Annotated in this window: 18 protein-coding genes; 12 read left to right on the top strand and 6 right to left on the bottom strand. The window is 38.9% G+C overall.

Annotation, left to right across the window (positions count from 1 at the left end):
• A partial coding sequence (locus N824_RS19265) for a hypothetical protein (RefSeq protein WP_048906794.1) occupies window positions 1-428 on the bottom strand: 428 nt, incomplete at its 3' end.
• Window positions 429-619: 191 nt separating this feature from the next.
• On the opposite strand from N824_RS19265, the gene N824_RS19260 reads away from it, so the two are divergent.
• From N824_RS19260 to N824_RS19235, 4 genes are all read left to right on the top strand, one after another.
• Window positions 620-2,056 carry a sulfatase gene (locus N824_RS19260; RefSeq protein WP_048905046.1) on the top strand — a complete coding sequence of 479 codons (1,437 nt, stop codon included), beginning with the start codon at window positions 620-622 and terminating at the stop codon, window positions 2,054-2,056.
• Window positions 2,057-2,123: 67 nt separating this feature from the next.
• Window positions 2,124-3,935, top strand: coding sequence for an alpha-1,3-galactosidase B (locus tag N824_RS19255; protein WP_048905047.1), 1,812 nt, complete (start codon window positions 2,124-2,126; stop codon window positions 3,933-3,935).
• 1,355 nt (window positions 3,936-5,290) lie between these two features.
• Entirely contained in the window at window positions 5,291-5,758 is a 468-nt protein-coding gene (locus N824_RS19240) for an SRPBCC domain-containing protein (protein ID WP_048906791.1), read from the top strand.
• A gap of 343 nt (window positions 5,759-6,101) precedes the next feature.
• Window positions 6,102-7,271 carry an aldose epimerase family protein gene (locus N824_RS19235; RefSeq protein WP_048906790.1) on the top strand — a complete coding sequence of 390 codons (1,170 nt, stop codon included), beginning with the start codon at window positions 6,102-6,104 and terminating at the stop codon, window positions 7,269-7,271.
• A gap of 75 nt (window positions 7,272-7,346) precedes the next feature.
• Here the strand turns inward: N824_RS19235 and N824_RS19230 are convergent, their stop codons facing one another.
• From N824_RS19230 to N824_RS19220, 3 genes are all read right to left on the bottom strand, one after another.
• Window positions 7,347-9,155, bottom strand: coding sequence for a cytochrome-c peroxidase (locus N824_RS19230; protein ID WP_048906789.1), 1,809 nt, complete (start codon window positions 9,153-9,155; stop codon window positions 7,347-7,349).
• A gap of 77 nt (window positions 9,156-9,232) precedes the next feature.
• Entirely contained in the window at window positions 9,233-10,687 is a 1,455-nt protein-coding gene (locus N824_RS19225) for a hypothetical protein (RefSeq protein WP_235207212.1), read from the bottom strand.
• Window positions 10,688-10,790: 103 nt separating this feature from the next.
• Window positions 10,791-11,432: a DUF47 domain-containing protein gene (locus tag N824_RS19220; protein WP_048906788.1), complete on the bottom strand. Its 642-nt coding sequence runs from the start codon at window positions 11,430-11,432 to the stop codon at window positions 10,791-10,793.
• Between the two features lie 148 nt (window positions 11,433-11,580).
• Between N824_RS19220 and N824_RS19215 the strand changes: the two genes are divergently transcribed.
• From N824_RS19215 to purU, 3 genes are all read left to right on the top strand, one after another.
• Entirely contained in the window at window positions 11,581-11,961 is a 381-nt protein-coding gene (locus tag N824_RS19215; RefSeq protein ID WP_048906787.1) for a hypothetical protein, read from the top strand.
• A 21-nt stretch (window positions 11,962-11,982) separates the two neighbouring features.
• Window positions 11,983-12,168, top strand: a complete 186-nt coding sequence (locus N824_RS19210) for a hypothetical protein (RefSeq protein ID WP_048906786.1) — start codon at window positions 11,983-11,985, stop codon at window positions 12,166-12,168.
• A gap of 119 nt (window positions 12,169-12,287) precedes the next feature.
• Window positions 12,288-13,115, top strand: a complete 828-nt coding sequence (gene purU / locus N824_RS19205) for a formyltetrahydrofolate deformylase (RefSeq protein WP_048906785.1) — start codon at window positions 12,288-12,290, stop codon at window positions 13,113-13,115.
• Window positions 13,116-13,212: 97 nt separating this feature from the next.
• Here the strand turns inward: purU and N824_RS19200 are convergent, their stop codons facing one another.
• The gene (locus N824_RS19200) at window positions 13,213-13,500 is read right to left on the bottom strand and encodes a chaperone modulator CbpM (RefSeq protein ID WP_048906784.1); all 288 of its coding nucleotides are present in this window, start codon (window positions 13,498-13,500) and stop codon (window positions 13,213-13,215) included.
• A gap of 21 nt (window positions 13,501-13,521) precedes the next feature.
• On the bottom strand, window positions 13,522-14,451 hold the full coding sequence (locus N824_RS19195; RefSeq protein WP_048906783.1) for a DnaJ C-terminal domain-containing protein: 930 nt from the start codon (window positions 14,449-14,451) through the stop codon (window positions 13,522-13,524).
• A 178-nt stretch (window positions 14,452-14,629) separates the two neighbouring features.
• Here N824_RS19195 and N824_RS19190 point away from each other — a divergent pair, with 178 nt between their 5' ends.
• From N824_RS19190 to N824_RS19170, 5 genes are all read left to right on the top strand, one after another.
• Window positions 14,630-15,208, top strand: a complete 579-nt coding sequence (locus N824_RS19190) for an RNA polymerase sigma factor (RefSeq protein WP_048906782.1) — start codon at window positions 14,630-14,632, stop codon at window positions 15,206-15,208.
• A gap of 131 nt (window positions 15,209-15,339) precedes the next feature.
• Complete coding sequence (locus tag N824_RS19185; protein WP_048906781.1) at window positions 15,340-17,703, top strand: ABC transporter permease; 2,364 nt, start codon at window positions 15,340-15,342, stop codon at window positions 17,701-17,703.
• Window positions 17,704-17,820: 117 nt separating this feature from the next.
• Window positions 17,821-18,987 (top strand): FecR family protein, encoded by a 1,167-nt coding sequence (locus N824_RS19180; protein WP_048906780.1) that lies wholly within the window; start codon window positions 17,821-17,823, stop codon window positions 18,985-18,987.
• Window positions 18,988-19,031: 44 nt separating this feature from the next.
• Window positions 19,032-22,430 carry a TonB-dependent receptor gene (locus tag N824_RS19175; protein WP_052334219.1) on the top strand — a complete coding sequence of 1,133 codons (3,399 nt, stop codon included), beginning with the start codon at window positions 19,032-19,034 and terminating at the stop codon, window positions 22,428-22,430.
• Between the two features lie 11 nt (window positions 22,431-22,441).
• Window positions 22,442-23,974: a RagB/SusD family nutrient uptake outer membrane protein gene (locus N824_RS19170; protein WP_048906779.1), complete on the top strand. Its 1,533-nt coding sequence runs from the start codon at window positions 22,442-22,444 to the stop codon at window positions 23,972-23,974.
• Window positions 23,975-24,168: the final 194 nt, after the last annotated feature.

The raw sequence follows: 24,168 nt of genomic DNA, 5'->3' as shown, positions 1-24,168 counted from the left end.
ATAAACTCTTTCCAGTCATTTGTGCCTGTGAAAGCCGGATTCTCTGAATTTTCGTAGCCCACACTCTTTCCATTGATGCCATCTGTGCGCATCCAAAGACCGGCAAAACCACCAGTTACGTTTTTGGTTTTTAGGTTCCCAACTAGCATCAGTTGTTTTCCCTTAAATCTTTTGTTTATTTTAAAGTTTATGCCCCCATAATCAGCGCCTGCACTGTCGGTAATAGAAATGGCATATTTTCCTTGCAGTTTAATTGTGCTATCCAGTTTTACGATGTACGGGCTTTGGGTCTTTATTCTAAGATTCCAACCCTCTGGATTTCCAGTGTTGTCTAGCACTTCAAAGTTGCCGTTAAACTTATTTTGCGCCTGTGTTAATGCGCTGCATAACAGCAATATGGTAAAAAGAGAGCGTTTAATTCTTATCATAAATCTAATTTACAGAATTAAGGATTCACTGCTATATTTTACAATCAAGTTTAACTTTTTTTAACGTCATAGCGTAATGGGTGACAACTCATAGTACCAATAATCAAGTCAATATATTGCGCTCATTCGTGAATTTCTGGTTATCCTTTTTGTTTAGTAGTTGCTAAAATTGTTCACTTAAATAGATATTCATGAGATGTTGCCTCAAGTTTTTTTTAATATTTACGTTCGCATTTACACTGTGTTTAAACGCTAGTTCCCAAAACAGCCAGTCTCATACAAAACCCAACATACTACTGATTTTTGCCGATGACCTTGGTTACATGGATTGCGGCTTTAACGGAAGTAAGGTAATGGAAACTCCAAATATTGATGCGCTCTCAAAGAAAGGGATGGTTTTTAATAATGCTTATGCCGGGGCAGGCAATTGCGCACCCAGTCGGGCGTCTTTAATAAGTGGGAGATATTCGCCAACACATGGAGTGTATGCTGTTGGCAGTACTACCCGTGGACCTGTTGATCTGATGAAACTGGTTCCCGTGCGTAATACGATCTCCTTAAACCCATCCTTTAAAACAATTGCCGAAGGCCTTAAGGGCAATGGTTACGCCACAGCTATTTTCGGCAAGTGGCACTTGGCCGATTCAGGAGATACGCGACCCGAAGCGCAGGGATTTGATCTGTATTTTGAAGGTCGCAAGAAGCAGTCAGATAAGAAAAGCAATACGGAAAATGACCCAAAGGGTGTATTTTCTCTTACTAATGAAGCTATTAAATTTATGCAAGCCAATAAAGAAAAACCCTTTTTTACCTATCTGGCACACCATGCCATCCATTCCAAGCTCGAAGCAAGGCCCCAAAGCATAGAGAAATTCAGAAAAAGGGGGTTAAATGAAAAAATGGCCATTTATGCTGCCTGTACATATGATCTTGATGCCAGTGTAGGGGTGATATTGGATTATCTGAGGAAATCTGGCCTGGACAAAAATACCCTCGTTATTTTTACGAGCGATAACGGTGCAACACAGCTGTCTTCGCAAGAACCCTTAAGGGGCAATAAAGGGTGTTATTACGAAGGAGGTATCAGAGAGCCATTTGTTGCATATTGGCCCGATAGGATAAAGCCGGGTACTGTAAATTCAACCCCTATTATCAATCTCGATTTTTACCCTACTTTTATGGCTCTGGCCGGCGATAAGAAATTCAAGGGTGATGGCGAAGACTTGATGCCGCTTTTGCTAGGACAGAGGAGCACAACGATAAGAAAATCGATATACTGGTATTTTCCTGGTTATCTGGACAATCCTGTGATAAGGGGGAGGGATAAGGTATTTCGATCAAGGCCCGTTGCGGTAATCAGAAAAGGAGACTTTAAGCTTCACCTGTACCTGGAAGAATGGATATTGGATGGTGGTAAAGACAGAATCAACGACAACAATTCCGTAGAATTATACAATATCAGGACCGATGAGGGCGAACATAATAATTTAACCAGTTCCAATGTTGCCAAAAGGAACGAACTGTTAAATGACCTGTTAAACTGGATGGAAAAAACCAAGGCTCCCTTACCAACCAAAATTACGGCCACTAATAAACCTGTGCAGGGAAATGTGAGTGGAGAAAATTGATAATCTGTCCCCAATCCAATATTTTTAATAGTTTTGAGATTCGTAAAACTATAATAAACTAAACACCTTGAAAAAAATCACCTTATTGGTTTTATTAACCACAGCTCTAAACCTTTCAATAACCGCGCAAAGCAACGTCAAAATATACAAGTTATCGGCTTATGGTATAAAACCCAATACTGGAAAAAATACCACACCTCTGCTAACTTCATTGCTTAAAGAGATCAAAAGTAAAACTTCGGATCTCGATAAGGTGGTTATTCAGTTTGAAAAAGGTAGATATGATTTTTATCCCGAAGGTGCCATTAAGCGAGAATATTATATCTCCAATCACGATCAGGACAACCCAAAAACAGTAGGTATAGAAATAGCAAAATTCAACAACGTTACCTTGATTGGTAAAGGTGCCGACCTGATGTTTCATGGGCGTATGCTCCCTTTGGCATTGGTTGAAAGCCGTAACGTGAAAATAAAAGATCTGAGTATAGACTTTGAAAAGCCTCAGATTACACAGGTAAAGATAATTTCAAATGATACCACAGCAGGCAATATTGTATTTGAAACTGCACCATGGATAAAATATAAATTAAAAGACAGCATCTTTTACAACACAGCCGAAGGATGGGAAATGCAGCCAACATCAGGCATAGCCTTCGAAAATGGCACTAAACATATTGTTTTCAATAGCGGAGATATTAGCGTAGGTACCAAGAGTGTAAGCGAGGTTTCTCCAGGCAAAATCAAGGCACACCACTGGAAGAATAAGAAACTGATTCCTGGAACTGTAATAGCCATGAGGAGCTGGCACCGCCCTGCACCCGGTATTTTTGTTCACAAAGGCAAAAATATCAGTTTCGAAAATGTAAAGGTACATTATGCAGAAGGTATGGGGCTTTTGGCCCAGCTTACAGAAAATATCTACATGGATGGTTTTGGTGTTTGCTTGAGAGGAAAAAACGACAAACGATATTTCACTACACAGGCCGATGCTACGCATTTTTCGGGATGCAAAGGAGAAATTATCTCTAAAAATGGTTTATACGAAGGTATGATGGATGATGCAATTAATATCCACGGAACCTATCTTAAAATAACAAAGAAACTAGATGATCATACGGTGATTGCTAATTACATGCATGAGCAATCTTATGGTTTTGACTGGGGAAACATACAAGATACAGTGCAGTTCATACAGTCTAAAACCATGGAATTATGGGATGCAAAGAATACTATAGCATCCATAAAACCAATATTGTCCAATAGCACAGATCCGATTAAGGAATTTAAAATTGAATTTACCAAAGCGCTGGACCCTGCTATTGATCCTTCAAAACAGGATATTGGAATTGAAAATTTGACTTGGACACCGTCAGTTGTCTTTACGGGTAACACCATCCGCAACAACAGGGCAAGAGGTGCACTGTTCAGCACGCCAAAACCTACACTTGTAGCAAATAACTTATTTGACCATACTTCCGGATGTGCGATATTGCTATGCGGCGATAGTAATGGCTGGTATGAAACAGGATCGTGCAGAGACATTACTATTCGCGATAATAAGTTTGTAAATGCATTAACAAGTATGTACCAGTTTACCTCTGCCATAATCTCCATTTATCCAGAAATCCCGGATCTTGCCAATCAAAAGAAATATTTTCACTCGGGGATAAGGATACTGAATAATCAGTTTGATACCTTCGATCGACCTATTTTATATGCAAAGTCTGTGGATGGACTTGTTTTTACAGGCAATAAAATTCAAACCAATAAGGAGTACCCGGCATTTCATAGCAATAAGAAACGCTTTCTTTTTGAACGTGTAATAGGTGTGGCCTTTAGTGATAACGAGCTAGATGGAAAGCCAATAGAGTCGCTTTAGATCCTGGATAATTTCCATATTCATTATGCAACATTATAATATTTTAGATGTCTTGTTGGTGTATAGAATGAAATAAACAATCATGATCAGATTAACAATTCTCCTTTGCGTTATACTACTTCACAGTGGGTTAAGTTTTTGCCAGCAATTATCAAAAGCCGATTATTTTCAAGATCTACAATATTTAAAAGATACGCTGTCTAAGCGGCACATCAACCTGTTTGCTAAGATCAGTAAGGAAGATTTCGATAAAAACATAGCTTCAATTAAATCGCGGTTAACAGATTCCGATAAGGAGAAATTTACTGCTGAACTTTTTAAACTCACCGTTGCTATTCGCGATGAACACACCCACATAGAACCGGTTTTTACCAAAGTTGTACCTATTAGGTTTAACAAGTTTATTGAAGGAATATATGTAACCGCAACTGACACAGCCAATGCTGACGTGCTACTTTGCCAGCTAACTGCGGTAAATGGGCACGCCATTAATGAGGTGATCAGTCGTTTCAAAGAGATCATACAAAGTGAAAATCCTTCATTCTTTGATACAGGTTTTTTGCGTTTCATCAATAATCCTCTTATTTTGAAAGGCTTACAGATTACCAGCAATTCAGATGAGACTACATTTGACTTCACCGATACAAATGGTAAAAAGATTCAACGAGTCATTAAATCTGTGGCTGGCGCCAATGTYGMTAMTNNGCMNTTSRTWRAWGCKRAWRASAAGCTNGCTTTCCAAAAAGAAAAAAGGAAATTACTGGTATAACTATGATGCAGGAACTGGTACGTTCTATTTCAATTACAACAAATGTCAGGAGCAAGGGGGATACCCATTTTCTGCCTTTAACGATGAACTCTTTGTTGCGATCATTAAAAATAAGCCTAAACGCCTTGTTATTGATCTGCGTGATAATGGTGGCGGTAACTCGGGTGTTTTAACCCTTTTTATTGAACGTATTGAGCAAAGCTATTTAAATACTAAAGGAAAGTTTTATGTGCTCATTGGAAAGCGAACCTTCTCATCAGCATTAATGAATGCAGTAGCGTTTAAGCGGGGCACTAACGCAATCTTGTTGGGAGAAGCAACAAGCGGTAGTGTGAATCACTATGGAGAAGTAAGAGGTTTCAGGCTGCCTAATACCAAAATTGTAATTGGTTATTCTACCAGGTACTGGGAAACCTGGAAAGGATATGATGGGCCTTTAAGGCCAGATATACCAATTACTTACTCCGTGAACAACTATGCAAAAGGAATCGACGAGGCAATGATTTATGCGGATAAAGCGCGATAGAAGGATTGTTGAGCATAGCTGAAAGATAGGCAGGCTACTAGGAAACACAAATAAGTTACCATGAATAATCGAATCGAAAATACAATTACAATAAATGCCTCTCCGGCAATAATATGGGGAGCTTTAACCCAACCCATGTTAATGAGGCAATGGATGGGAGAGCCCGAAATGGAAATAGAAGTTCATACCGATTGGCAAGTTAATGGTCCAATTCTTATTAGTGGATTTCATCACATAAAGTTTGAAAATAAGGGGGTCGTTTTACAGCATGATATAAACAGCATTCTTGAATATAGTCATTTTAGCTCTGTATCCAGACTTGTGGACATACCTGGAAATTACTCAATCCTCAGATTTATATTAACACCCATCGAAAACCAGACGATATTAAGGTTAACAATCGATAATTTTCCTACAGAAACTATATTTAAACATCTTGAATTTTATTGGAGAACTACCATTACCTTGATAAAGGAATTTATTGAAAAAGAAATGAAGGTAATACCAACGACAACAATTAGTAGGTAAATATAAAAAATCTGTGGTGCTAACTTGTTTGTTTGAGTCAAACCATTATGCAGCAAAACTTGAAAATAGAATTTCCTGATTACATAATAACCGTGGAGACCACAGGCAACGAAAACTACATGATCATAAAATTAAAACATAACAATTGTTTTTTAATATCCTCGTCTCAAAGGAGAGAGGACGACAGCTTTACCCTCCCAATAACTAAAAGTTATTGACGACGCGCCTGTAAAGGAAGAATTAATTGAAAAATACTGCACTTATGGGGATGCTTTTGAAATAATACATTAATTTAGGCTTATTGAAATTAACACAACATATTATAACTAAAACCAAATATTAAATGAAGCAAACATTAAAACCAGGCTTAGCCGCAATATTTTTACTTGCAATTACAGCATGTAATGAACCAAAAAAAGTGGATTCGAATGTAGCACAGGCCGATAGTACCGCTGCGACCGTTCAGTTGGATAGTGCAAAATTCCAAAAAGAAATAGATGGTAAAAAAACCAATCTGTATGTGCTGAAAAACAAAAACAATGTACAGGCGTTCTTTACCAATTATGGTGGCAGACTTGTTAGTTTGTTAGTGCCAGATAAAGGTGGTAAGCTGGTAGATATTGTAGTAGGGTTTGATAGTGTTGATGGGTTTGTGAATTCTACTGAGCCTTATTTTGGTGCTACAATTGGTCGCTATGGCAACAGAATTGCGAAGGGCAAATTTAGCTTAGATGGCAAGCAGTATACTTTGGCACTTAATAACGGACAAAATACTTTACATGGCGGTAAAAAAGGATTCCAGGCGGTAGTTTGGGATGCAGCAATGCCTGATTCGCAGACTTTGGTACTTACTTACTTGTCTAAAGACATGGAAGAAGGTTATCCAGGAAACCTGAAAGTAAAAGTTACTTACAGCCTTAACGATGATAATGAATTGAAAATGGATTATGAGGCTACTACAGATAAGAAAACAGTGGTTAACCTTACCAACCATGCTTTCTTTAACTTGAACGGAGAGGGTAGTGGCGAGATTTTAAACCACGATCTTCAAATCTTTGCTGACCTTTATACTCCGGTTGATACTACTTTAATCCCTCTGGGTAAAAATGTATCTGTAAAAGGTACGCCATTTGATTTTACAACTGCCACAACTATTGGCAAACGCATTGAAGAAGCTAACGATCAGTTAAAAGCTGGTAAAGGTTATGATCATAACTATGTGTTAAATGGCACTAAAGGATTAGGAATGACTCATGCTGCCACTGTAAAAGGCGATAAATCTGGTGTGATCATGGATATCTATACGCAAGAGCCAGGCTTGCAGTTTTATAGCGGTAACTTCATGCAAAGCAAAAATGTATTTAAAGGCGGTGCAAAGGATGATTTCAGAACTGCACTTGCTTTGGAAACTCAGCATTTCCCTGATTCTCCGAATCAGCCGGCTTTTCCAACCACGGTTTTAAATCCGGGGCAACAGTATAAAACAACTTCTATTTACAAGTTTAGTAAGTAAGATTGGTTGACGATAGTAATAATAAGCCTGTTTTGTTCTTATCACAAAGCAGGCTTATTTATTAAAAATGGATTATTATTGTTTTGTATTGTCCGTTAGCGTTTTTAAAAAGGCAACAATATCTTGTTTTTCTGTAACTGTAAGATTTAGTTTATCGAAAGGCAGCGTTTGATTTGGAATATCCATTCCTAAACCAAATCCTCCTCCATCATTATAAAAGTCTATCACTTCCTCCAGTGTTTTGTAAATGCCATTGTGCATATAGGGGCCAGTAAGCTCAATGTTTCTAATAGTGGGTGTTTTAAAGGCGTTTTTATATAAGGTAAGTTTTCTTAAGTTGTATTTGCCGGGATCTGTGTCGATCTCTTTGGCAACGGCAGTTAAAGGTACACCTATTACCTCGGTCTCTGTAACTCTGAAATCTGGTGGTACAGTGCCATTAAATAAAGGAGTGAAATGACAGGTCCCGCATTTTCCTTTACCCATATAGAGATTAAACCCATTTAATTCTTGTTTTGTAAGCTGACTTTTATCACCCCTTACATATTTGTCAAAAGGAGAATTTAGGCTGGTAAGTGTTCTTATATAACTGCCTAGTGCATTTCGTATGTTATAGTCGCTAACAGATTCTGTAGATTTAGGAAAGGCTTCTTTAAATTTAAGTACGTATTTTTGGTTTTCTTTTAATCTTTTTACTGCAATGGGTAATGAACCATGCATTTCATCAGCACTGCTTATTACATCTGTTGCCTGATCTTCCAGGTAATTAACCCTATTGTCGTAAAACAAGGCCGATTGAAGCCCGGCATTTAAAATAGTTGGTGTGTTTCTTTTTACACGTGATTTGCCATTTAACGCAGCGTTTTTTGCTAAACCGTCTGTAAATGCCAGCTCGGGTTTATGGCATGAGCCGCATGATCTGTTTTTGGATCCAGAAAGTATTACATCATAGAACAATATCTTGCCCAAAGCTGCTTTTTCTTTAGTCGTATGGGCATCATAACTGGCCGTATAATAATTGGGATCAAAGGCATTTTCATCAAATAAGGTAGGCGAATTGGCTTTTAATGCTCTTAGTTCTTTAAATTCCGGATTCCCTAGTAGTTGCGATAAACTTAGGATAGACGCAGAAAGTGGGTTTGCATATCCGGTAATGAATTGCATTCTGTCGAACTTATTGAAATCTCTGCTGGCAGATAAATAGTCAATGCTTTTGTTTAATAACTGCAGGGTACTGTTGAATTTGTTCTGTTTGTCGTTTTTAAAGTCCGATTTGTAAATGATTAATACTTCTTTAACAGAAATTAAGGCTACCGCACCTTCGGCCATTGAATTCTGGGCAATTGCTGCATCAAACCCCGAAATGCCTAAAGTAATAATTCTGAAAACTTCTGTTCTTAAAGCATCAAATACCTGTGCATTGGCAAGTTCTTGGTGTTCTGCAACAGATTTGAGCCTTATGAAGTTTGATTTTAAAATGCCGATTTCTTGAAGTAGTTCTTTTTTCTGGTTACTACTGTAATGAGGAAAGATAAATGATTCTATTACCTGAAAGCCCTCTGGAGCATCAATTTTATGTTGATCATTATCGTCCATTGATGAAATAGGAGCCCCGTTAATAGATTTAGCAGTTAGAGGATTATAATATTCGGCAAGAAATTCTGTTTTTTTATAGGCAAGTCTTGCGGCCTTAAATACCTGCTTTATGCTATCTTCCGGAGCATTGCCTTGAACTTTATTATAAAGCTGTTTAACAAGTGTATCCGCTTTTGCAACTTGAAGAATATAATGCTGCTTTACAAGGTCTGTTGGCAAAGGTTTTTGAGTCTTTACACAACCTAAACTGCTTAAGGCTATAAGAAGGGCAATAGAAATCTTTTTCATTGTCAGCATTAAAAAAGTATCCTCTGGCTTAAGAGCCAAAGGATACTTTACGTTAATTTATATAGTGTTTTAGTAGTTTATCTTGCTAATCCTTTGATGATAACAACCTGACTACCCTGGTTTTCATCAGGACGTTTAGAACCACCATCTTTACCTTTAAAGGCATCTTCTTTCCAGGTATGAGGTTGTATACAAAGGGTAAAAGTATTAGGAATACCTATTACATCTGAAATATCAACAAGTGCACCGTATTCCCAGTTTCCTTTTGTAGCAGTCGCTTTGAACTTCGGGTCGCTACGGCGATGATCTATCTCAAATACTTTTTTAACTTCTTTAGTCGCGATGTTATATTGATAGATATAAGCATCATGAGTTTCGGAACCATAAGTGTTTGAATCTTCCTGTACATAAACATAGTTTGTGGTTACGCAAATGTTGTCAGGATTCTGAAAGTCTTTTGCCGGCCCACTCTCATCGTCGCCATCAAGAATGCACTCTAACTTGCCTATTGTGGGATCGGTAGCGTTTAAAACAAGTTTATAAGTGCGACCAAAGACTGTTCTTGAATTGTCGGCATTAAAACCGGTAGCCGCCTGTCCTGTTACGTTGAAATATACTTCCCTGGAGTTAGCGGCACTACCTTTACGATAATCAACATCTTCTACACGTCCAAATTTAATTGCTTTAAGAGGATCAACCAGAGCTTGAATCTGGGCTCCTGAAATTGTTTTATGATTTTCTATTTTAACAAACTCAACGTCATAAGAAGAACCAACTTTCATGTCTGTTTCCTTTTGATTGCCATCAACTCTTTTTAACATATATTGGGTTCCGTTATCCAGATCTCCAACAGTGTTAGCTACATAAAGAACTACCTGACCACCAGAGGCATCATCAGCATCTTCGCCCATTACGATCACAGTTTTTCCTGTATAAGCGTCTTTATTTAAGGGAACGGCATTTTCTCCACTCCAATGACCTAATCCGGCAGTTGCAGTACCGCTTTGTTTGCCTGAAACAAGAGGATCAAGTTTATGTGTTTGTGCTTCAACAGCGCTTTCTCCAACACTTAAGTACAATGGACCAAAACCATTTTCTTCTTTGGTAACCATTGTTCCTGAACATAAGCGCCATTGACCGCCGTCTGAGTTTAACGCATATTCACCTTTTAATGGTTTTAGATTGTTGTTAAACGATATTCTGGAAACGGAATAGTTGTCTTCATTATTAACCATCATCACATAACCTCCTCCAGTATTTTTTACAAGTCCAGCCCCATCTGCAGACCCGCCAAAAGTATAACCTTCTGATTCTGGGAATTTGTCTTCACTACTAAAAAGAGAAAATAGCTCCAGGTTCTCGAATCCTGAAAGCTTTTTAAGAAGAACAGGAGTGATAGAATAATCCTTTAATATAACCTGATCATCACCCCCTGAATCTTTCGAATCTTTTTTACAAGAAGTGACAGCCACCGCTGCTGCAACAAAAGTTACCGCTGCAATTGCAAAAGTTTTTGGCTTAATAAATTTCATAGTCATAGTTTGTCTTGTTGTTTGTTACAAACCTAACTGACTAATATTGTGTGAAATTTAATTGTATGTTAAGTAAAGTGATCGCTGATAATTTGGAATTGTTCTACGCATTCTTAATAAGTATCGTTTCCAAAACATTGGCTACATCATCGCACTTATCAGAAGCGATTTCCATAGTTTGCAGTACTTCTTTTTGTTTGATCAATTCAATAGCATCAGCTTGGTTGTCAAATAAATTCCCTACTGCTGTATTGCAAATATGATCTGCTGTGCTTTCACCTTTATTAATTTTGATGCATATTTCAGTAATTATACTTGGGTTTTTAAGATTTCTAAGTTCAGCTATAGCGATATTTAAATCCTTACACATCTCTAAGAGTAGTTCTGCCAGTTCTATCATTGGCTTGCTTATGTTTTTTAGGTCGTATAAGTCCATATTCATGGCTGCTGCATAAATATAATCTGCAATATCATCCAAAGAACTTGCCAGAGCATGTATATCTTCCCGATCAAACGGTGTGATAAATATTTTACTTAATCCCAAAAGGATGTGATGTGTAACATCGTCGCCTGCCTGTTCCAATCTTGCAATTTCTTTAATGTGTACTTTTCTGTCTTCCTGATCAGGAGTGTTTACTGCAAGAACAAGCGTTTTGGCAATTTCTACAAGGTTGTTACCTGCCTGCTCAAACATGGGTTGAAATGTTTTGTCTTTAGGACTAAAAAAATTGAATACAGAGTTCATAGTACTTTTGCTTTTAACAAAAATATCATTGCAATGTTAACGCATTGTGAAGTTTAAGTGCTATTTAACAATGGTTTACATTAAAAATTACCATTTATAACTGATTGTTATATATTTTATTAGAAATTGATCATCGCGATAGTTAAGTATGAGCAAACAGAAGAAGAAAAAAGGGAACGGTAGTTCAAATCCAGATGCAGCCAAACAGGCATTAATGCATCAGAAAAGATTCGTTGAGCGTATGGAGATACGCTGCAATGCGCTTGTTGGACCGGGATATTTTGAGAAATTCCCCGGGCGACTCCTTGCGCATATGTATGCTACCAGATATCCTGCATTAAAAATAAAGGCAAGTCCGGATTCTGACGTTTCTAAATCGACAGTTGTAAAGGCTAATAAGCTGCTCAGTGCTTTTTTGGACGACCAATACATTAACTTAAACGATGGTGAGCGCGTGATAAAAAAGCGGAATATCTGCAGGTTGAATTGCATGGCGACAGGCTGGTTATCCATACTTTTTTCTTTTTGACCAACAACAACTCCTGAAGGGATGAAGCTGGAAAAGCTTGCAGGACTGCAAAAAGCAGATGAAATGTACCTCGAGATAGATAAACTTTCGACCTTTAATTCTTATCATATCGAAAAGAATGAGCAATTAAAGGACTTGTTTGTTGAAGCTGGCTGTGGTCTTTATTGGAATTGCGGCATTTGCAGGAGTTTACTGTTAATGAGGTAAAGGATAAGGACCCTGATTCTATATTGAAATACCTTGCAGATTCAAAATACTTTAGATCTGCAGAGTAGATTCACGCTTGTAAGAAATATTATTATCTTGCTATCCTATTTTAACAATCGATGATAATAATAATACAGTGTAAAGATCAGATAGGGCTGGTTGCCGATATTTCGCAGATATTATCTGCAGCAAAACTGAATATTGTTTCCATGAGGGAACACGTTGATAAGGCCGAAAGTATGTTTTTTATGCGCCTGGAGGTTGATGGGCATTCTGATGAGGCTTCACTTACTGAAACTATGCGCAAGATTTTGCCTGCAGGCGCGCTAATTCATGTTAATCCTGTTGCCGAGAAAAGAATTGTGGTGATGGTTACTAAAGAATATCATTGCCTCGCCGATATTTTGGTGCGCAATAACTTTGGTACTTTGGGTGCTACCGTTGTTGGGGTTATTGGAAATCATGATATACTGCAAAAGATTTGTGAGCGTTTTGATGTTCCTTTTTCTTTGATTTCTTATGCTGATGGAGCGACTGATCCGGAGCAGGAAATGATTGATCGGATAAATGCGTATGTACCTGATTATGTGATTCTGGCTAAGTTTATGCGAATTCTATCGCCACGCTTTGTGGCTAGTTTTGCCGACAGGATAATTAACATACACCATTCTTTTTTGCCTGCTTTTGCAGGGGCAAATCCGTATAGACAAGCTTTTGAAAGAGGAGTGAAGTTGATTGGTGCTACAGCACATTTTGTAACAAATGATTTGGACGAAGGGCCAATAATTGCCCAGCAAATTATTCCGGTAAATCATTCGTTTACTGCTAAGGATATGGTAAGGTCAGGAAAAGAGATTGAAACTGCGGTTCTGGCAAAGGCTATGAGGCTGGTGTTGAGTGATAGGGTGTTTGTTTATAAGAATAAGACAGTGGTGTTTGATAATTAGGGACTTCAAAGCTGTCGTCATCCTGAATTTATTTCAGGACCTCGGCAGCTTTAATAAGAGTATGACGGGTGTTTTACCAGGAGGATGGTGAGCCTCCTTACTGATGTATATGCAACTGGTTTTTAAGCTCCTGAATTTCCTGTTGCATAGCATCTACTTTTTCTAACAAGTGTCTAATCGCATCTATTCCTTCAATATTGATTTGCAAATCGTAATGCAGATGGATATACTTATCCAGTTCACCAAATTGCCTGATATGTATGAATTTTTCTGATTCAACCATCGTTAATGAAATGATTCCTGAGTCTTCAAGGGATATAATAAACTCCGGTTCAATATCATACTTAAAGCAATATTCTGTTATGGTTATTAATTCTGTTTCCATGATTAACTTAATTTAAATACCTTACCCCAGGTTTTTTAGTTCATTAAAAAGTTCTTTCTGTTTCTCTGTAAGCTCAGTTGGTACCTTAACCGTATACGTTACAAAGAGGTTTCCAAACTCTCCTTCTTTTTTATATACCGGAAAACCTTTGCCTTTTAGCCTCACCTTAGTGCCGCTTTGAGTTCCAGGGGCCACTTTAAGTTTTACTTTACTGTCAAATGTAGTAACCGTTACATCGCCTCCCAGAACGGCAGTATAAAGGTCTATTTCTGTGCTGGTATACAAATCGTTGTTAAGTCGTTTGAAATGAGGATCATCGCCAATATTAAAGGTGATATACAAATCGCCGTTAGGACCACCATTTGCACCCGGCGCACCCTGACCTGCCAATTTGATTACTTGCCCATTTGTTATTCCTGCTGGAATGGTTATTCTTAAGTTTTTGCCGTTTACAGCCAGCGTTTGCTTGTGTGTATTGTAGGCATCACGAAGCGATATACTAATTTCTGCCTGATAATCCTGTCCTTTGAATTTGTGGCTTCCGCGTTTTGATTGCGCTCCTGCATTGCCAAATAAAGATTCAAAGAAATCAGAGAAATCTCCGCCACCGCTAAATCCTTCGCCACCAAAATCAGCACCGCTAAAACCGCCACCCTGGTAACCGGCACCTGAGTATGCATTCTGGTTTTGCTGTTGCGATTGTTTTGCCTGTTCAAACTGATCGGCATTTTTCCAATGCTCCCCATATTCATCGTATTTCTTACGCTTTTCTGGATCGCTCAGTGCCTCATTAGCCTCATTTATTTGCTGAAACAACCTATTGGCATCTTTATCATTAGGGTTTAGATCAGGGTGATATTTTCTGGCCAATTTTCTATAGGCTTTTTTAATATCTTCCTGCGTAGCACTTTTGTCAAGTCCAAGGGTTTTGTAGTAATCTATAAATGCCATAATTTACTAGTTTGTCATTTATCTTAAGTTATGAATTGCCGATTTTGTTTTAGTTTTTGATAAATATTAAATATAGTTGTGAATATATTAATTACTTTAGAATTTTATTTGTCGAATACCTCTCTGGATATACTTCTATGGTGTAACCGCTGTCTAAACATTAAACTTTACTGTTAAAATGATTGTAGAGCATAACAATGATGCTAGCCTTTTACTAGAAATGAAATTCGGGAATCAGCAGGCCTTTGAAACTTTGTACAATAAGTATAAAGGATTGCTCTATGTGCACGCTTATCGGAAACTTAAGGATAGAGAGCAGGTAAAAGACATTATTCATGAGATTTTTCTGAGTTTGTGGGAGAAAAAGACCACTTTGGATATAAAAGGCGAGCTATCCTCGTACTTATTTAAGGCAGTTAGGTATAAGATTATAGACACTATTGACAGAAGTTCTACAGCTGAACAGTACATTAGTCATTTTCAGTCGTTTATTGAGAATTATCCATCGCAAACAGATCATCTGGTAAGAGAAAAAATCCTGACATCGATAATTGATAAAGAGATCGCGAATTTACCGACAAGGATGCGCGAAGTGTTTGAGCTGAGCAGGAAAGAAAATTTGACTCACGCAGAGATTGCCGAAAGGTTAAACATATCTGAGCAAAGTGTAAGGAGTCATGTTAAAAATGCGTTACGCATATTAAGGGTAAGGCTAAGTACGTATTTGCCGTTGTTGCTGTTTTTGTTTAATAAATAATTTGTCGGTTAGCCACGTTCAGTATTGAACACCTGCTGTTCACTACCGTACATTCTGGAATCTGTAATTTGCTTTACTGTTCTTTAAATGAGCTTGTTTGAATTTGGCATTGGCTTGGTATATTGCATAGAATGGATAAGCTTAGTTTCAAAATTGCCTGGAGGAACCTTTGGAAAAATAAGGGTTTTACATTAATTAATCTCGGAGGATTGGCTATTGGTTTGGCAGCATCTCTGTTATTGTTGCTTTATGTGGCCAATGAGTGGAAGTTTAACACGCAATATAAAGATGCTGAAAAAATCTATGAGGTGAAGACCAATTTTCTGGATGCAGCAGGTAAGGTATTCGGGACCACCAGTGTTTCTCCAAATGCCCTCCCTTCGGCCATGAGATCGGAGTTAGCTGGAGTGAAAGCAGTGGCATTTATCACCTGGCCAAGTCAAACCTTACTTGTCAACGGTACAACCAGCCTCAAAGTAGATAATCGCATAGCAGAGCCGGATATTCTGAAAATACTGAGCTACAAATTCATCAACGGCAGTGCAGAAACGGCTTTTTCAAAACCCAATTCTATTATCCTTACCAGCAATACTGCGAAACGGCTTTTTCCTAATACCTCTGCCATCGGCAAATCCCTCAAATTCATGAATTTTGCGAACCTTACTGTAACTGCGGTTATAGAAGACCTGCCAGAAAACATGAGCTACGGGTTTGAGAGTCTGGTATCGACCAATGAAAACGTGGGTATTTTTCCTAAAGCCATGCAATGGGATAATTATTCTTTTTACACCTTATTACAGTTAAACCCAGGGGTTAATGCCGATGATTTTAACAAGAACATTAGCGATTTCTTAAACCAGCACAGTAATAAAGAGGCAACATCAATCTTCATTTATCCATTACTCAAAAGCAATCTATATGGAGATTTTGTAAACGGGAAACCAGCGGGCGGCAAGATCGGGCAAGTACGCATCTTTATTGGTCTGGCCATTGGGATCCTGATCATTGCCTGCATCAATTTCATGAACCTTGCTACCGCAAAGGCTGGCAAACGCGCAAAAGAAGTGGGTATCAAAAAGGCAATGGGAGCAGGAAGGACTTCATTGATCCATCAATTTTTGCTGGAAACCATTCTGATGGTATCATTTAGTTTCATTTTAGCAATCTCCATCGTAGAGATCAGCTTGCCACTATTCAATAATCTGTTACATACCAACCTCAACCTACAATCGTTAGGATTAACAAACTGGCTCTACCTCTGTATTGTTGTTCTTATTACTGCGCTACTGTCAGGCAGTTACCCGGCTTTTTATTTATCCGCTTTTCAACCCGTTGATACCGTAAAGGGATTGATCAGGCAAAATGGTTCTTCTGTGACTTTAAGGAAAGCTCTTGTGGTAGTTCAATTTAGCGTTGCGGTTTTGCTCATTACCGGAACAATAGTGGTTTATAATCAACTTCAGTACCTCAGGAACAGGCCGATGGGCTATAACAGCGCTTCGCTGGTAGAAATGCCTATGGAAGGAATGCTGTTCCAAAATTATGATGCCCTTAAAAACCGGTTGACACAATCGGGCGTTGTACTTTCCATGTGCAAAACTACAGCAAGTATTTCTACTCAGAACTCTGTGACCAGCGGACTTGAATGGGATGGTATGTTGTCTACGGATAAATCTCTGAGGTTTAACCAAATCATTACCACAAATGATTTCAGCAATACTACAGGAGTGAAAATGCTCACAGGCCGTGATTTTAGCAAGGATATTGCTTCAGATAGTTCCGCAATCATGCTGAATTCCAGCGCAGTTAAGGCCATGAACCTGCAACAGCCGATTGGTAAAAAAGTGCTCTACGAAGGAATACGAAGGACGGTAATTGGTGTGTTTGAAGATATCATCTGGGCTGATCCTACCAAAAAGGAAATGCCTATGGTTGTGGCCTGGGGATCCTTTTTGCCAAACGTGATTACCATGCGTTTGAACACAGCAAGAAGTACCAAAGAAGCCTTGGCGACCATCAGTAAGATTACGAAAGAGATGAACCCCGTTTATCCGGTGGATCTGGAATTTGTGGACAGCCTTTATCAGGAGAAGTTTGAAAGGGAACGTGTGCTTTCTATACTTTCTAATCTGTTCGGTGGGTTGTCTATTTTTATATCTTGTTTAGGTCTGCTTGGGCTTTCGGCCTATAGCGCGGAGTTGCGAACAAAGGAGATTGGCATTAGAAAAGTATTAGGTGCAAGTCATGTCAGTATTGTTAATTTACTGAGCTGGAACTTTGTGAAAATGGTGTTGATTGGTATTGGTATAGGCCTTCCTTTAAGCTATTACCTGATGAATATCTGGCTGTCTAAATTTGATTTTCGAACAGAGATCACGGGGTTGATGATGTTTAGCTCAGCTGGGTTCATTGTTTTGATTGCTTATCTGACCGTGAGTTATCAGGCGGTGAGGGCTGCATCTGCAAATCCTATAAATGCAATTAAATATGAGTGATAGCATTATTACCTAATGACTGATACAGTAAATAATAGTAAAATCTAAATATTTCAATTTTTATTACCCCCCTGCGCCTTAGTTGGCCGACTATAGTTTTAAGAAGCATTAAAAACTATGGCTGGCTCAGAATTCGATGCTAAAGCATTGATAAAAAAATATAAGGAAGGCATTTGCACAGATGAAGAAAAACTGCTGGTAGAGCATTGGTATGAAAATATCAATGCCGGTGGTTTTGATTTAGATGAGCAACTGGCCGAGCATGATCTGGCAAGTGTGTGGACGCGCTTGCAAACGGATATCACCGATAAGCCTTTACAAAAACCAAAGCATACTATTTCCTACATTTTACGCATAGCCGCAGTGATTTTTCTGTGTGCATTCCTGTATGGTGGTGCTTACTACTTTCTTTCGTATAATAATAAGCCTCTTAAAGAAAGCAATCAAACAGCAAATAAGCCGATGGATGATGTCGCCCCGGGTGGGAATAAAGCAACTTTAAAACTTGCCAACGGAAGTGTCATTGTTTTAGATAAAGCCGGAAATGGAGTGTTGGCAGAGGAATCAGGGTTGAAAATAACAAAAACAGAAGATGGTAAAGTTGCGTACAGCCAGACAAATGGCCATGCAAGAGGGAATAACGAAGTAGGCAAGAATGTGATTACCACGCCTCGCAGCGGTCAGTATCAAGTAACTTTACCCGATGGAACCAGGGCATTGTTGAATGCTGGATCATCCATTACCTATCCCGTGCTTTTTGCAGCTAAAGAAAGGCGGGTCGACATAAGTGGAGAGGTCTACTTTGAAGTAGCAAAAGATAAAAAAAGACCTTTCAGAGTGTTTGTCGACAATATGAAGGTAGAGGTTTTAGGAACTCACTTCAATGTTTCTGGTTATAGAGAAGACAAAGACATTTCTACAACCTTATTTGAAGGCTCACTTGATGTAATCAAAGGGGACGATAGAACACGCCTTGTGCCGGGCAGATTGGCGAAATGGGATAAAAAGAAAGAAAATCTGGAGAATTTGCCCGCCGATCTGGATGAAGCCATAGCCTGGAAAAATGGTGATTTCGTTTTCAATAAAGAGAACATACAGCTCATTATGTTAAAGCTTTCGCGCTGGTATGACGTAACTGTGGTGTATAAAGGTGATATGTCAAAATTAAATTTTAGTGCAAAAATATCTCGTAAAAGCACCATTTCTGAAGTGCTTGAACTATTTCAATTAACAGGATCTATGACGTATAACATTAAAGGAAGGGAGGTGGTAATCAGCAAATAAGTACGATTTAAATTATACCCTATTAACCTTAAACCAAAACATTCATGAAAATTGATCTAACCTATAAACCGCCTTCTACATTATTTAGAAGGCTAATGAAAATATTATGTTTATTACTGATATTATTAACTGCCCAGATCACCGCTTCGGCATATGCACAAAGAATCACCCTTGCGGAAGAAAATGCCTCTCTGGAAGTAGTATTGAAAAAAATAAGTAAACAATCTAACTATGATTTTGCCTTTAATTCGGATATGCTGAAAGATGTAAATCCGGTAAATGTGAAATTAACAAATGCAACACTTAAAGAAACACTTGATGCTGTTTTTAAAGATCAGCCACTAACTTATCTGATTACCAAAAATACGGTTGTTGTAAAAAAAAGAGTTGCTAAAAAGACTGCTACAGTTATGCAGGAAAGCACTAAGCAGGTAGTAATATCTGGAATTGTAAAAGATTCAAAAGGTTTGCCTTTGCCGGGTGTAAGTGTAAAAGTAAAAGGTGGAACTGCCGGAGCTGTTACGGGAAACGACGGAAAATACAGCATCTCAGCTCCTGAAGATAATGGGGTTCTGGTGTTTAGTTTTGTTGGATATACCACTCAGGAAATTCCGGTATCTACAAGTAAAACCATTGATGTTACGCTTTTAGAAGACACATCTGCACTGCAGGAAGTAGTGGTGGTAGGATATGGCACTCAAAAGAAAGTGAATTTGACGGGGGCCGTTTCTTCTGTTGACTTTACCAAGGAAATGGATAACCGGCCAATTACAAATGCTTCGCAGGCATTGTCGGGCAAGGTAACCGGCGTATGGGTGAGTCAGAATTCGGGATCTCCGGGTAGTGACGGCGCAACGCTAAGGGTTCGTGGATTTGGAACGTTAAATAACACAAACCCTTTAATCCTAATTGATGGAGTTGAAGGAAATTTAAATGAGCTGAACCCCAGTGATATTGCTTCTATGACCGTGCTTAAAGATGCTGCATCTTCGGCCATTTATGGTTCAAGGGCTGCAAATGGGGTAGTACTGGTAACTACCAAAAAAGGTAGTTATGATTCGCCTTCGCAATTATCTTACAATGGATATTATGGGGTCCAGAAATTGGGACGCCGTTTTGATATTATAGACAATAGTGCGGAGTTTATGGGGATATGGAACAAAGCAGTGGCCAATAACGGTGGCGATCCGCTTTTCCCACAGGAAGTGATTAGCGCTTTTGAAAAAGGGAATGATCCTTTTCTATATCCTAACACCAATTTCTTTGATGAAGTTTTTACCGCCGCCCCAATTCAGGAGCATAATGTTTCTGTAAAAGGTGGTTCTGAACGTCAGAATTATTATTTGTCGTTTAATTATATGGATCAGGATGGTATCATCAAAGAAACTGATTCGAAGAGATTTGGGTTGAACCTGAACCTGAACAGTAAGGTGAATAAGTGGATGGAGATAGGGGGAACTGTACAGGCAACCAGAAAAATTACGGAAAGACCATATGATGAAATTAGCCGGGTGATGTACCTGATGCAGAATGGGGGATATCCGTTTACCGCTCCATATACCCGTGATGGCAAATTTGGTGCGACACAGGCGCTTTATTTAAGCGGGCCAAATAAGGGACAGCCTATAGTTGATACCCGGAACCCATTGCCTGATATGTATAACGGGCGCACACAATATGCAAACAACTTTATAAAAGGGAGTTTAAATGCTACCATTAAGTTTACCCCTGAACTTACGTTTAAGTCGCTTTATTCCGGTCAGTTCAATAACAACAGAAAAGACAGATTTAATCAGCTAAACTATGCCTATACGGATAGTGGTATTAAAACTAGCGTTCTGGATTATCCATCGACCATCAATAACTCGAGAACGAATGATGAGCAATTTTATTGGGCCTTTTTTAATACGCTTGATTTTAATAAAACATTTAATGAGGTGCATAACGTAACTGCTGTTGTGGGGATGCAGGTAGAAGAGAATCAGTTAAAAAATATGCTGAGTCAACGATCGGGTCCTCCTAAAGAAGGCTTGTCTGAGGTAGATGCAGGTACTTTTAATCCACTTGCTAATGGAAATACAACGGAATGGCGCATGCAGTCATACTTCGGTAGGGTCAATTATAACTTTAATGAGAAGTACTTATTGGAAGCGAATTTAAGAGCAGACGCTTCATCGAGGTTCAGTGCTGGTAACAGGTGGGGCTTCTTTCCTGCTTTTTCTGCCGGATGGAGATTAAGTGAGGAAGGTTTTTTGAAAGATTTTAAAGCGATACAGAATTTAAAAGTAAGGGCTTCATGGGGTCGTTTGGGGAATCAGAACATTAACGCAATTGCAGGAGATTATCCATATCTGTTATCCCTTACTCAGAATTATGGCTCTAGTTATAACCTTGGAGGTGCGTTGGTGCCGGGTGCAGCCATTACTGCGTTGGTAGACCGCAGTATTTCGTGGGAAACCACTGAAAGTACCAATTTGGGTGTTGATTTTACGATGTTTAGCGGGAAACTAAATGTGGAGATGGATTATTTCACTAAAAAAACATCAGATATTCTAGTGAGATTGCCCATCCCCCAGATTTTAGGTGGAGTGAGTGCACCAGTAGAAAATGTGGGCCGGATGACGAATAAGGGGTTTGAAACATCAATCTCCTATCAATCCAGAAACGGGGATGATGCATTTAACTATAGGGTTGGTGGAAACCTGACCTATGTAACCAATGAGGTAACTAAGTTTAGGGGCGGGAAATCTCCTGATCAACTGTACCTTATCCGCGAAGGCTATTCATTTCAATCGCTTTATGGCTTTAAATTCCAGGGTGTGTATCAGACAAATGAAGAAGCAAAGCAACACATGTCGAATAACGCCTATACACCTACTGCCGGAGATTTGAAATATGAGGATGTAAATGGTGATGGCCGTTTGGATTATCAAGATAAGCAATCGTTAGGCAATACCATTCCTAAGTTCACCTTTGGTTTAAACCTAGGGTTTAGTTATAAAAACTGGAACTTAGATGTGGTAACTACAGGTGCTGCAGGTGTTAATGCTTTTACAAAAAGCAGATGGGCTGAGCCTTTGGGGATATCAGGTGGTGTCATTACTGAGCGTTGGAGAGATGCATGGACACCTGAAAACAGGAGCAATACATTGCCTCATATTAAAGTAAATGATACATGGAATAGGTACGAGTCATCATTCTGGGTATCAAATCTTTCTTATTTTAAAATCAAAAATATACAGTTGAGCTATCAATTGCCAAAAAAACTGATTAATAGTTTAAAAATGGGTGGGATAAGTGTATATGCTAATTTCCAGAATTTGCCTGCATTTGTTTCGGGTGATTATGAAGGGTTTGATCCAGAGAGAAATACGTTTGATGATGGTGGCGGCCTTTATCCAATACCGTTTATCAGTACGTTAGGTGTCAATTTACAATTTTAATAGGAGAAATTATGAAACGTATAATTAGTTTATTGTCGGTTATTCTTGTATTCTTCTCTTCTTGTACTAAAGACTTTTTAGAAGTTACACCGGAAGATAGAATTACAGAGGATAATTTTTGGAAAAGTGAGGGAGATACTTACCTGGCACTTTATGGAGTTTACAATACATTGCAGAGCAGACATGTTTATGGCTATGGTGGCGGACTGGACGCTGCATCTCCAAATGCTTATCAGTGGGCACATTGGGAAGGAATGGAAATGCAGGTGGGCAATGGCACCATTCAGCCGGGTGACGCAGGAATTGTAATTGAGCGCTGGAGAGATTGCTATAAGGGCATTAACAGAGCCAATTATTTTTTAGATAATGTAGATAAAGTTCCGATGCCTGATGCTACCAAAGAGGTAATGAAAGGCGAGGCTTACTTTTTAAGGGGCGTATTTTATTCGCTGCTGGTAAACACTTATGGTGGTGTACCGATTTTTACCAAAACGATTTCTGTGGAGGAATCGAGAAATCTTGAACGCGCAGATCTGGAGGCATCTTGGGCGCAGGTTCATGCTGACTATGATGCCGCTATTGAAAGGCTGGATGTTGAAGCACCAATAAAAGGCAGGGCGACTAAAGGGGCTGTGTATGGAATGAAGATGCGTGCTTATTTGTATCAGAAGAAGTGGGATAAGGTAGTGGAGTATGCCGATAAAATAACTGCTTTGGGTATTTATAATCTGTTTCCGAGCTATTATGGCTTGTTTCAGGTTGCAAATGAAAATAATCAGGAAGTGTTGTTTGATGTTCAGTTTATGAGTGGCCCCTTTTCGCAGGGAAGTATATTTGATAGGTACTGGCAGCCACAAAATTTGAAGTATGGTATTATTGGATCGAATTCAGTAGCACCGGTTCAAAATCTGGTTGATGCTTATGAAACGTTGGATGGTTCGCCGGTTAATGCTGCGGAACCGTACAAGAATAGGGATCCGAGATTGGATTTTACGATTTTAAGACCTGGGGCCTATTTTCAGGGACAGCTGTATCCGGTTGAAATAAAGAATCATACCGGGCAAAAGGTTGGGTTCGGAATAAGGAAGTATACCATAGAAAATATGGAGGTAATTGCGTCTGAATCGCCTTTGAATTTCATTGTTTTAAGGTACGCTGATGTGTTATTGTCGAAAGCCGAAGCTTTAATTGAAGGTCAGAACAAGAATATTCCTGAAGCTATTGCACTCATTAACAAGATTAGAAACGGAAGGACAGATGTGAAGCTGCCTGCTTTGCCAACAGGATTAAGTTTAGAGGAAGCAAGAGAGAAATTACATAAAGAACGCCGGATTGAGCTTGCATTGGAAGGTCTGTATTGGGATGATGTAAGGAGATGGGAAATTGGACCTAAGATTTATCCACAGCAGGTAAAAGGAGCAAATGGGGAGTTAATAGATACGAAGTTTGCTAATGGGTATGATCTGACTAGAAATCAGCTGCTGCCAATTCCGGATGGAGAAATTTCTTTGAACCCTAAGTTGACGCAGAATAAGGGGTATTAGAATGAGGCAGTAGTGATTGGAGCATTCGCCATCCTGAATTTCAGGATTCCGGAATTGTTATTCAAAACCGGCTTAAACGAGATCTGAAATAAATTCACTGTTGTCCGGTTAACTTTATAACCGGACAAATTTTATGGCCTAGCTTATTGCTGGGCCATTTTTATTCCTAGATCCAATATCCAAGAGATCGGAAG

Origin of the sequence: Pedobacter sp. V48 (genome assembly GCF_000523515.1) — a bacterium.
Lineage (GTDB): Bacteria > Bacteroidota > Bacteroidia > Sphingobacteriales > Sphingobacteriaceae > Pedobacter.
The sequence above is the reverse complement of the archived record's forward strand: the minus strand, read 5'-3'. Positions and strand labels throughout refer to the sequence as shown.

What these genes read in the sequence shown, in the direction of transcription:
- N824_RS19260 (WP_048905046.1), top strand. Translation starts at nt 620, where the DNA reads ATGAGATGTTGCCTCAAGTTTTTTTTAATATTTACGTTCGCATTTACA.
- N824_RS19180 (WP_048906780.1), top strand. Translation starts at nt 17,821, where the DNA reads ATGGCTGGCTCAGAATTCGATGCTAAAGCATTGATAAAAAAATATAAG.
- N824_RS19175 (WP_052334219.1), top strand. Translation starts at nt 19,032, where the DNA reads ATGAAAATTGATCTAACCTATAAACCGCCTTCTACATTATTTAGAAGG.
- N824_RS19220 (WP_048906788.1), bottom strand. Translation starts at nt 11,432, where the DNA reads ATGAACTCTGTATTCAATTTTTTTAGTCCTAAAGACAAAACATTTCAA.
- N824_RS19225 (WP_235207212.1), bottom strand. Translation starts at nt 10,687, where the DNA reads ATGAAATTTATTAAGCCAAAAACTTTTGCAATTGCAGCGGTAACTTTT.
- N824_RS19210 (WP_048906786.1), top strand. Translation starts at nt 11,983, where the DNA reads ATGAAGCTGGAAAAGCTTGCAGGACTGCAAAAAGCAGATGAAATGTAC.
- N824_RS19195 (WP_048906783.1), bottom strand. Translation starts at nt 14,451, where the DNA reads ATGGCATTTATAGATTACTACAAAACCCTTGGACTTGACAAAAGTGCT.
- purU (WP_048906785.1), top strand. Translation starts at nt 12,288, where the DNA reads ATGATAATAATAATACAGTGTAAAGATCAGATAGGGCTGGTTGCCGAT.
- N824_RS19170 (WP_048906779.1), top strand. Translation starts at nt 22,442, where the DNA reads ATGAAACGTATAATTAGTTTATTGTCGGTTATTCTTGTATTCTTCTCT.
- N824_RS19235 (WP_048906790.1), top strand. Translation starts at nt 6,102, where the DNA reads ATGAAGCAAACATTAAAACCAGGCTTAGCCGCAATATTTTTACTTGCA.
- N824_RS19200 (WP_048906784.1), bottom strand. Translation starts at nt 13,500, where the DNA reads ATGGAAACAGAATTAATAACCATAACAGAATATTGCTTTAAGTATGAT.
- N824_RS19190 (WP_048906782.1), top strand. Translation starts at nt 14,630, where the DNA reads ATGATTGTAGAGCATAACAATGATGCTAGCCTTTTACTAGAAATGAAA.
- N824_RS19230 (WP_048906789.1), bottom strand. Translation starts at nt 9,155, where the DNA reads ATGAAAAAGATTTCTATTGCCCTTCTTATAGCCTTAAGCAGTTTAGGT.
- N824_RS19215 (WP_048906787.1), top strand. Translation starts at nt 11,581, where the DNA reads ATGAGCAAACAGAAGAAGAAAAAAGGGAACGGTAGTTCAAATCCAGAT.
- N824_RS19240 (WP_048906791.1), top strand. Translation starts at nt 5,291, where the DNA reads ATGAATAATCGAATCGAAAATACAATTACAATAAATGCCTCTCCGGCA.
- N824_RS19185 (WP_048906781.1), top strand. Translation starts at nt 15,340, where the DNA reads ATGGATAAGCTTAGTTTCAAAATTGCCTGGAGGAACCTTTGGAAAAAT.